Below are 8,530 nucleotides of genomic sequence, written 5' to 3' on the forward strand. Positions count from 1 at the left end.
CCCGGTGGGCACGCCCGCCCGCAGCGCTTGCACGAGGCGTCCGGATTCGGCCAGCCGCACATCTGCAAAGCCCATCGTCTGCAGGTCTTCGTCGCTGGCTTTGAGCCAGTCGGTCAGGGCGATGACCTCTTGCAAGGCGGCCACATAGGGCACCAACGCGCCAGCCACTTGGGGGCGCAGGTTGATGTCCACGCTGATGGTCCAACCCTCTGCGCGAGCCGCTTGCAAGATGGCCAGCACTTTGTGGTGCTCCGGCGGGATCAGCAGCAAAGAGCCGGTGTGCAAAATGCCCGGCGTTTTTTGCGCACGCAGCATGGCCAGGATGCCGTCCACCGTGTAGTCGCGGTCGGCAATGCCTTCGCGGTAAAAGCCATAGCTGGGTTGTCCATCGGTGACTTTCACCACCGCCAAAGAGGTGGGCAGGCGTGTACTGCCGCCGGGCAGTTGAACACCGTCTGTCTGCAAGCGTTGGGCCATGGCTTGGCCAAACAGGTCCTTGGACATGGGGTTGAGGAAAGCCACCGAAGCGCCGCGCAAAGCGGCGGCTCGGGCCATGTTGAATGGGCTGCCGCCCATGAGGGGACGCAGTTGGCCGTCGGGCTGGGCGATGCAGTCCATCAGGGCTTCGCCCAAGACAAAAATCGGGGTGGTCATGGTCAGCGCAGGGTCTTGGGTTTATTTCTTCAGCAGGTGTTTGCGCCGCACCACGTCGATCCACACCGCGATGATCACCACTGCGCCGATGGCCATCATTTGTTTGAACTGTGAGACTTCCAGCAGGTTCATGCCGTTGCGAATCATGGTGATCAGCACCGCGCCCAGCAGGCTGCCCCAGATGCTGCCGCGCCCGCCAAACAGCGAGGTGCCACCCAGAATGACGGCGGCAATCGCGTCCAGCTCGAACATTTGCGCCATCTTGCCGCTCGACGAGTCCATGCGGGCCATCAACACAATCGCAGCCAAGGCACAAGCCAGCCCCGAGATGACGTAGACGCCCAGCTTGTACCAGCGGATGTTGATGCCCACTTGGCGCGCGCCCATTTCGTTGGAGCCCATGGCGTAGACGTAGCGGCCGATTTTGGTGCTCGACAAAACGAAGGCCATCACCACAAAGAAGATGGCTGTGATGAGCGTGGGCATGGGGATGCCCAACACATCTCCGTAGCCAATGAAAGGGAAGGGCGCGGGCAGGCCTGCGTTGTCAAAGCCGCCGGTCAAATCAAAGGCCAGCCCGCGCCACAGCGTGAGGCCGCCCAGCGTGACGATGAAGGCTGGGATGCCGACGAAGGCCACCAGGTAGCCGTTGAACAGGCCCACGGCAGCGCCAATGGCCAGCGCCACGGCCATGGCCAAATAAGGATTGACGCCGAGTTTGACCATCATGTAACCGGCCACAGCCCCGGCCAAGGCGGTGAGCGCACCCACGGCCAAGTCCACGCCGCCCGTCAAAATCACAAAGGTTTGTCCACCGGCGAGCAAGGCGATCACCGACGCCTGCACCAAGATATTGGACAGGTTGCCCGTGGTCAGAAAGTAGGGTGAGGCGATGCTGAGCAAAATGCCCAGCACGATGACGGCCACAAAGGCGCCGTACCACTCTTGTCGGGTGATGGATTTCATAAATATTTCTAACTGTCAGAAGACCACCCGAGGTGGCCATTTGCCTGCACAGGCAGGCCCAATGAGGGGCGCGATGCGGGCCATCGCAACAGCGCGGCGGCCCTTTGGCCGGCCGCGCTGAAAACACATGTCGGGACGGCGCAGGAGGCCGGCCCCAGGGCCATCACTTGGCTTTGACTTTCATGAACTGACCGACGCCGGAATCGGCAGCGAACTGGTCCACGTTGGAAGGCAGCACCAAGAAGGAGCCGGTGTCGATGCGCGCTTCGACTTTTTCGCCTTTGGCTGCAGCAATGGCGGTTTGCACGCCCACTTCGCCGATCTTGGCCAGCATCTGCGCGGCGTTGGCTTGTTGCCAGCCGTCTTTCATCATGTCGAGGCCGCCGGGCGAGCCGTCAAAGCCCGCGATCATGACCGCGCCGGGCTTTTTGCCAGCGGCCATCAAAGCGGCCTTGGCACCCAAGGCACCGCCGTCCCAGGCGCAAGCAATCACCTTGGCTTTGGGGTTGGCGCGCAGGGCCGATTCCACACCGTTTTGGGCCATGGTCTGGTCCCAGGTGGTGGCCACTTCCACGATCTTCACGTTCTTGCGCACTTCGTTGAGCGCGTCTACAAAGCCTTTTTTGCGCTCTTGTCCGGTGGACTGGCCCAGATCACCGGTGACATAAATCACGGTGTCGCCGTCCTGGATTTGCTCGGCCGCCCACTTGCCCTGCACGTTGGCGGCTTTGATGTTGTCGGTGGCCACGTACGAGGTGATGTTGGCCCCAGTGATGCCGGTGTCGACAGCGATCACGGGGATGCCGGCGGCCAGCGCCTTGCTCACAGCTGGGGCGATGCCTGCGGAGTCCACCGGGGCGATGGCAATGGCGTTGACCTTGCGCGTGATCATGTCTTCGACGATGGCCAACTGCTTGGACAGCTCGCCTTTTTCAGCGGCCAGCTCAATGAACTTCACGCCGGGCATGGTGCCCGCTTTTTTGGCACCCCCGTTGATCAGGGTCCAGCCCTCGTTGGTGTTGCCGTTGGTGATGTAAGCAATCGTCAGTTCAGCAGCGGCAGGGGCTGCGGCCGTGGGCATGGCTTCTTCTTTTTTGCCGCAGGCCACCAAAGTGGCTGCGACGGTGGCGGCGAGGGCGAGGCGGCCGAATGTGCGTTTGTTGATCATGGGGTGTATCTCCGTTGTTGAAGGTCAATTCGTTCAGAAAACCGTTTCTCTGATCGCCAACGGATTGGAATCGAAAAACCAGATTAAGTAAACCTAGTAGTTTTACTAATGTGGTTTGGCCTGAAATCAGCGATGCTTGGCCCCATTCCATGTGAAAGTCGCGCCATGTCTGTATCCCAACCTGTTCTAGAAATCCAACAATTGACCAAGCATTACGGCGGTGTCAAGGCCCTGACCGATGCGCAATTTCGGCTCATGCCGGGCGAGCACGCCGCCATCGTGGGCGACAACGGGGCAGGCAAAAGCACTTTTGTGCGACTGATCACCGGGGCCGAACAGCCCAACACCGGCGCCATCTTGCTGGAGGGGAAAAAGGTCAATTTCGAATCGCCGCTGGACGCCCGAGAACAGGGTATTGAAACGGTGTACCAAACGCTGGCTCTGGCCGAAGATTTGGATGTGCCTGCCAATATTTTTTTGGGTCGCGAGATCACGCGCCTGAATTTGGGGCCGCTGTCTATCCTCAACCACAAGGCCATGCGCGAAAAATCGGCCGCCATGCTGGCCACCACGGGCGTGAAGATTCAAGACATGTCCGAGAGCTTGCGCGGCATGTCGGGCGGCCAGCGCCAGTGTGTGGCGATTGCCCGTGCAGCGGGGTTTGCCAAAAAGCTCATCATCTTGGACGAGCCCACAGCCGCCTTGGGTGTGCAAGAGACCGCCCGTGTGGAAGAAATCATCAAGGGTTTGAAGCAGCGGGGTATCCCGCTGATCATCATCAGCCACAACCTGCGCCAGGTGTTTGACTTGGTGGACCGCATTTGGGTGTTCCGCCAGGGCCGCATCATTTGCAGTTGCCTGACGCGTGAAACCAGCCCCGAGCAAATCGTGGGCCTCATCACCGGTGCGATCGACCCGGCCAGTTTGCCCGCTGCGGAAGCCGTCACATGCTGAAAGGAATCGACCCACTGCTCACGCCCGAGTTGCTGATGCACCTGTGTGCCATGGGCCACGGCGAGTGGGTGGCCGTGGTGGATGCCAACTTCACAGCCGATTTTTTGAGCCTGGGCAAGCCGGTGGTGCGACTGCCTGGGCACAGTTTGGCGCGGGTGAGTGGAGCGGTGTTGTCGGTGTTGCCACTGGCCGCTGATGTGCTGCAACCGGCGGCATTCATGCGGGTGTGTGCCAGCGCTGCTGACCACCGCACGGCGGCGCAGCAGGCGGTGGTGGACCTGATGGTGGCCGAGGGCTTCAAGCCAGAGCAGGTGGAGCCGGTTGAGCGGTACGCTTTTTACGAGAGAATCAAAGGCTGCAGCCTGATCGTGCAAAGTGGCGAGGGCACGGCTTACGGCAACGCTTTGTTTTGCAAGGGCGTGATCCTTGTTTGAGGTTTTTTTCAGATGCTTTTGAACAGGGTCTGCTCCCTTTTGTTGTCATGAACACCGCCAGCACCAACCCCGCCATGCGGGGCTCCAACCACGTCGGCATGCGCCAGTTCAATGAGCGCATCGTGCTGCAGGCCATTCGCCATCACGGGGCCATCCCCAAGGCAGACCTTGCCCGGTTGACCCAGCTGTCCACGCAGACGGTGGCCATCATTGTGGGCCGTTTGCTCGCAGACGGTTTGTTGCTGAAACAAGAGCGCGTGCGCGGCAAAATTGGCCAGCCCTCGGTGCCGCTGTCGCTCAACCCGCAAGGCGCGTTCAGTGTGGGCATTCAGGTGGGGCGGCGCAATTTGGAGTTGTTGGTCGCTGACTTTTGTGGCCAGCCTGTGCAGCGCCTGGAGGTGCACTACGACTACCCGGACCCAGACCATTTGTTCGCCTCAATGGCACAAGGCCTTCAAACCTTGCAAGAGCGCATGGGCGACGCCTGGCAGCGCACCGTGGGCGTGGGCCTGACCGCACCTTTGTCTTTGCACAAATGGGCGGATCTGATGGGTGGGCAGGCTGCCCAAGCGCTGGCCCGTTGGGAGCACATCGACCTGCCTGCCCAAGTGCGGGCGCTGACCGATTTGCCTGTGGTGTTTGCCAAAGACACCACCGCCGCCTGTGTGGCCGAATTGTTGCAAGGCCATGGCCGCAGTGTGCGCAGTTTTTTGTACATGTTTGTCGGCACCTTCATTGGCGGGGGTTTGGTGTTGTCTGGCCACATCGTGAACGGCGAGCGGGGCAACGCCGGGGCCATTGGCTCTTTGCCGGTGGGGCTGGCGAACAGCGGGGCCAGCATGCCGCCGCAGTTGTTGCAAAAAGCCTCGGGATGGCAGCTGGAGCAGGCTTTGATGGCGGCAGGCCTTGACCCGCTGCTCAAACACCAAGACAGCATCATGGACCCGGCCTATGCCCCATTCACCACCCCTTGGATTGCCCAAGCCAGCCAGGCGCTGGCCATGACGGTGGCCAGTTCGGCCGCCTTGCTTGATCTGGATGCAGTGGTGATGGACGGCTCGTTGGGGGCGCCCCTCATGACCGCTCTGATGGGTGCGACGCAAGAGGCGCTGGCCGATTACCGCTTTGACGGCATGCACCAGCCACAATTGCTGACTGGCCAGGTGGGGGCGCATGCCCGCGCTTTGGGCGGCGCTTTGTTGCCTTTGCACAGCCAGTTTTTTCCGGACAAAGACATCTTCCTCAAACAGGACGCCGCATGAAGTTTTACCTCGACTCGGCCGATGCCCGTCAGTGGGCCTTGCCTGCCGGTTGCCCGCCAGTGCAGGGCGTCACGACCAATCCCACGCTGGTGTTGCAAGCGGGTTTGCCGGTCAGTTTGGCCGGTTATTTGAGACTGGTGACGCAGGCTGGCGAGGCCCGCATGCCCGAGTTGATGCTGCAATTGCCCCATCCCGATGTGCGCGAGGCCGTGCAATGGCTGGCGGTGTTGCTGCCCGCTGCCGGGCAAGCCCAGGTGCACCTGACCATCAAATTGCCCTGTCACCCCGACTGGCAAGCCGTGTTGCGTGAGGTGCAGGCACAGGGCGTGCCCACACTGTTGACGGGTTTGGCCAACCCGGTTCAATTGCTGTGGGCGAGGGCGCAAGGGGCAAGTTATGTGGCGCCCTATGTGGGCCGTTTGCAAGCCGATGGACGCGATGTGTGGGCCTTGATCGAGGCCTGCGTGGCGGTGCAAGCCGATGGCCTGCAGTTGCTGGCCGCCAGCATCAAGTCGGCTGATGTGTTGTCGCGGCTGATCGCAATGGGTGCGCAGGCGGTCACTGTACGTCCCGATTTTGCCGCTGAGCTGGCCACCGACCCACTTACCATGGCGGCCATGGTGCAGTTTGACAGGGACGTGCAAACGAGCCAAAACGCGGTTTTGTAGGCCGTGCCTTCAGGTCCGACGTTGTGTACCGTCGCCTCTTGAAAACGTCGCTTCGCGAAGGGGTTGCTGTCGGACCCCAAAGGCCTGAATTCCAAGATGAAGGAATGTCGGACCCTCACGACACCGAGCGACAAGGGGCGTTGCTTTTGGCCCTTAAATGCCCCGGTTGCGCGCCAGTGGCGGGTTGTGCGAAAAATACTGCAAGATGCCGCGCAGCAGCGCTTCGGTGAGTTGCCGTTGGTAGGCCTCGCTGCGCAGCTTTTCCTCTTCTTCGGGGTTGCTGATGAAGGCGGTTTCGACCAACACGCTGGGGATGTCGGGTGCTTTGAGCACGGCAAAGCCCGCTTGCTCGACGCGAGGCTTGTGCAGGCGCCCTACGCTGCCAATGGCGCTGAGCAGGCTGCCGCCCAACGCCAAGCTGTCCTTGATTTGTGCGGCGGTGCTCATGTCGAGCAAGGCGCGTTGCACTTGCGCATCCTGCCCGCCCAGGTTCACGCCGCCGATCGTGTCGGCTTTGTTTTCTTTTTGTGCCATCCAGCGCGCCGCGCTGCTGGAGGCGCCGCCTTGGCTCAGTGCAAACACGCTGGCCCCTTGTGGCCTGGGGGTGTAGAACGCATCGGCATGGATGCTGACAAAGAGGTCGGCTTGCACTCGGCGGGCTTTTTGGACACGCACATGCAAGGGCACAAAAAAGTCGGCATCGCGGGTCATGAAGGCCCGCATTGGGTTGCCATTGATGCTGCTGGCGTTGATGCGGTCACGCAGCATTTTGGCGATCTTGAGCACCACATCTTTTTCTCGGGTCCCGCCCGGCCCGATGGCGCCGGGGTCTTCACCGCCGTGGCCGGGGTCCAGGGCGACCACGATCAAGCGGTCGGTGTGCGGCTGGGCAACCGGCCGTGCAGCGCTGCCGGGGGCGTCCATGTAGGTGCCCGCTGGCGGCAGCAGCTCTGGGCGGCGTGTGGATGCCGGTGGCAAGCCGGCAACGCCCGCTTGCGTTTGCCGTGCAATCAAATCGCCCAAGGGGTCGTTCACGGAGGCGCTGATGGCCGGCAAGCCGTCGGTTGACTTGGGTGTTTTGGCGGTGATGCGCTCTTGAATCAGCTGCTCCAGCGGGTCAATGGCTTGGCTGGGGTAGAGGTCGAGCACCAGGCGGTGGGCGTAGGGGGCCACGGGTTGCAGACTGAAGACTTGCGGCGCAATGGCGTGCTTGAGGTCAATGACCAAGCGCACGACATTGGCGCTGAACTGGCCCACGCGGATGCCGGCAATGTTCGGGTCGGACGCTTGCACCTTGCCCACCAGCTCGCGCAAAGTGGCGTTCAGCTGCATGCCTTCAATGTCCACCGCCAGGCGCGGCGGCGAGTCGATGAAGGTCTGGGTGCTTTGGATGGGCGCGTCCGATTCGAGTGTGACGCGGCTGTAATCGGGCGCAGGCCAGACGCGAACCGCCAGCATGTTGGCCCCGCGAGCGAGCTGCGCGGTGCCCAGGCTCAGCACCAGAAAACCAGCCTTGAGCAGGCCACGGCGGTCACGGCGCATGGTCTGCACCTTGAATCCACGCTTGCAGCCACAACTGGCCGCGCTCTGTGCCTGTGCTGATGCTGACCTGTCGCTGATTTTCATCAATGGCATCGAGTGCGATCACCCAATCGGACGGGGGCAGTTGCCCGGCCACTTTGTCTGGCCATTCCATGAGTTTCAGGCCTGGCCCGGCAAAGATGTCGCGAAAGCCGGCGTCTTCCCATTCCTGTGGGTCGTTGAAACGGTAAAAGTCAAAATGCCAGATGTGCCAGACGGCATCGCTTGTGGCCTCTGGGTTGACCGCAGGTTTGACGGCTTGGTGCGGCTCGACCACGGCGTAAGTCGGGCTTTTGATGCGCCCCGTGACCCCGGCGGCGCGCAGCAGGTGGCGCACCAAGGTGGTCTTGCCCGCGCCCAGGTTGCCGCGCAGCTCAATGCGCGCATCGCGCCCGCCCGGCCATTGTCCGAGGTCTTGCGCCAGCTGCTCGGCAAAGGCTTGGGTGTCGGCTTCATGCAGCCACAAACCCTCCCAATGCGCTGGGGCTGCGGGGCTTTCTACAATCGACGGGTGACTGCTCAACGTACTCAAATCGACCTTCTTGAACTGTGGCCCCAGATCCAGATCTGGGCGCGTGAGCTGGGATTGTCCCAAATTGGCGTGACGGGTATCGATTTGTCCTCGGCAGAGCCCGGATTATTGGCTTGGTTGGCGGCGGGTTTTCACGGCAGCATGGGCTACATGGCGGCGCACGGGCTCAATCGAGCCCGCCCGTCCGAGCTGGTGCCGGGCACAGTGAGCGTGATCACCGCCCGCATGGACTACTTGCCTCATGACACCCCGCCTGACTGGTTGGCGCACGAAACCGCCCGCAGTTTGCAGCCAGGGGAGGCGGTGGTGTC

At 61.9% G+C, this 8,530-nt stretch carries 9 protein-coding genes and 1 pseudogene; 5 read left to right on the top strand and 5 right to left on the bottom strand.

Annotation, left to right across the window (positions count from 1 at the left end):
• From Q0341_RS04475 to Q0341_RS04485, 3 genes are all read right to left on the bottom strand, one after another.
• The coding region (locus Q0341_RS04475) for a PfkB family carbohydrate kinase (protein ID WP_299510865.1) at positions 1 to 654 on the bottom strand (654 nt) is incomplete at its 3' end.
• Between the two features lie 21 nt (positions 655 to 675).
• Positions 676 to 1,620 carry an ABC transporter permease gene (locus Q0341_RS04480; protein WP_299510867.1) on the bottom strand — a complete coding sequence of 315 codons (945 nt, stop codon included), beginning with the start codon at positions 1,618 to 1,620 and terminating at the stop codon, positions 676 to 678.
• A gap of 163 nt (positions 1,621 to 1,783) precedes the next feature.
• The gene (locus tag Q0341_RS04485) at positions 1,784 to 2,788 is read right to left on the bottom strand and encodes a sugar ABC transporter substrate-binding protein (protein WP_299510868.1); all 1,005 of its coding nucleotides are present in this window, start codon (positions 2,786 to 2,788) and stop codon (positions 1,784 to 1,786) included.
• 165 nt (positions 2,789 to 2,953) lie between these two features.
• Between Q0341_RS04485 and Q0341_RS04490 the strand changes: the two genes are divergently transcribed.
• From Q0341_RS04490 to Q0341_RS04505, 4 genes are read left to right on the top strand one after another with little or no spacing between them, the layout of a single operon-like run.
• Positions 2,954 to 3,742 carry an ATP-binding cassette domain-containing protein gene (locus tag Q0341_RS04490; RefSeq protein WP_299510869.1) on the top strand — a complete coding sequence of 263 codons (789 nt, stop codon included), beginning with the start codon at positions 2,954 to 2,956 and terminating at the stop codon, positions 3,740 to 3,742.
• Positions 3,736 to 4,176 (top strand): RbsD/FucU domain-containing protein, encoded by a 441-nt coding sequence (locus tag Q0341_RS04495; protein WP_299510870.1) that lies wholly within the window; start codon positions 3,736 to 3,738, stop codon positions 4,174 to 4,176. The genes Q0341_RS04490 and Q0341_RS04495 overlap by 7 nt, the downstream gene beginning before the upstream one ends.
• A gap of 47 nt (positions 4,177 to 4,223) precedes the next feature.
• Positions 4,224 to 5,438, top strand: coding sequence for an ROK family transcriptional regulator (locus tag Q0341_RS04500; RefSeq protein ID WP_299510871.1), 1,215 nt, complete (start codon positions 4,224 to 4,226; stop codon positions 5,436 to 5,438).
• On the top strand, positions 5,435 to 6,106 hold the full coding sequence (locus tag Q0341_RS04505; RefSeq protein WP_299510872.1) for a transaldolase family protein: 672 nt from the start codon (positions 5,435 to 5,437) through the stop codon (positions 6,104 to 6,106). The genes Q0341_RS04500 and Q0341_RS04505 overlap by 4 nt, the downstream gene beginning before the upstream one ends.
• 153 nt (positions 6,107 to 6,259) lie before the next feature.
• Here the strand turns inward: Q0341_RS04505 and Q0341_RS04510 are convergent, their stop codons facing one another.
• Entirely contained in the window at positions 6,260 to 7,648 is a 1,389-nt protein-coding gene (locus Q0341_RS04510) for an N-acetylmuramoyl-L-alanine amidase (RefSeq protein ID WP_299510873.1), read from the bottom strand.
• Positions 7,638 to 8,210 (bottom strand): tRNA (adenosine(37)-N6)-threonylcarbamoyltransferase complex ATPase subunit type 1 TsaE, encoded by a 573-nt coding sequence (tsaE, locus tag Q0341_RS04515; RefSeq protein ID WP_299510874.1) that lies wholly within the window; start codon positions 8,208 to 8,210, stop codon positions 7,638 to 7,640. The genes Q0341_RS04510 and tsaE overlap by 11 nt, the downstream gene beginning before the upstream one ends.
• A gap of 36 nt (positions 8,211 to 8,246) precedes the next feature.
• Here tsaE and Q0341_RS04520 point away from each other — a divergent pair.
• Positions 8,247 to 8,530 (top strand): annotated as a pseudogene (locus Q0341_RS04520) (tRNA epoxyqueuosine(34) reductase QueG); the annotation flags it as partial.

It is taken from the genome of uncultured Limnohabitans sp. (assembly GCF_937889215.1).
Taxonomy (GTDB): Bacteria; Pseudomonadota; Gammaproteobacteria; order Burkholderiales; family Burkholderiaceae_C; genus Limnohabitans_A.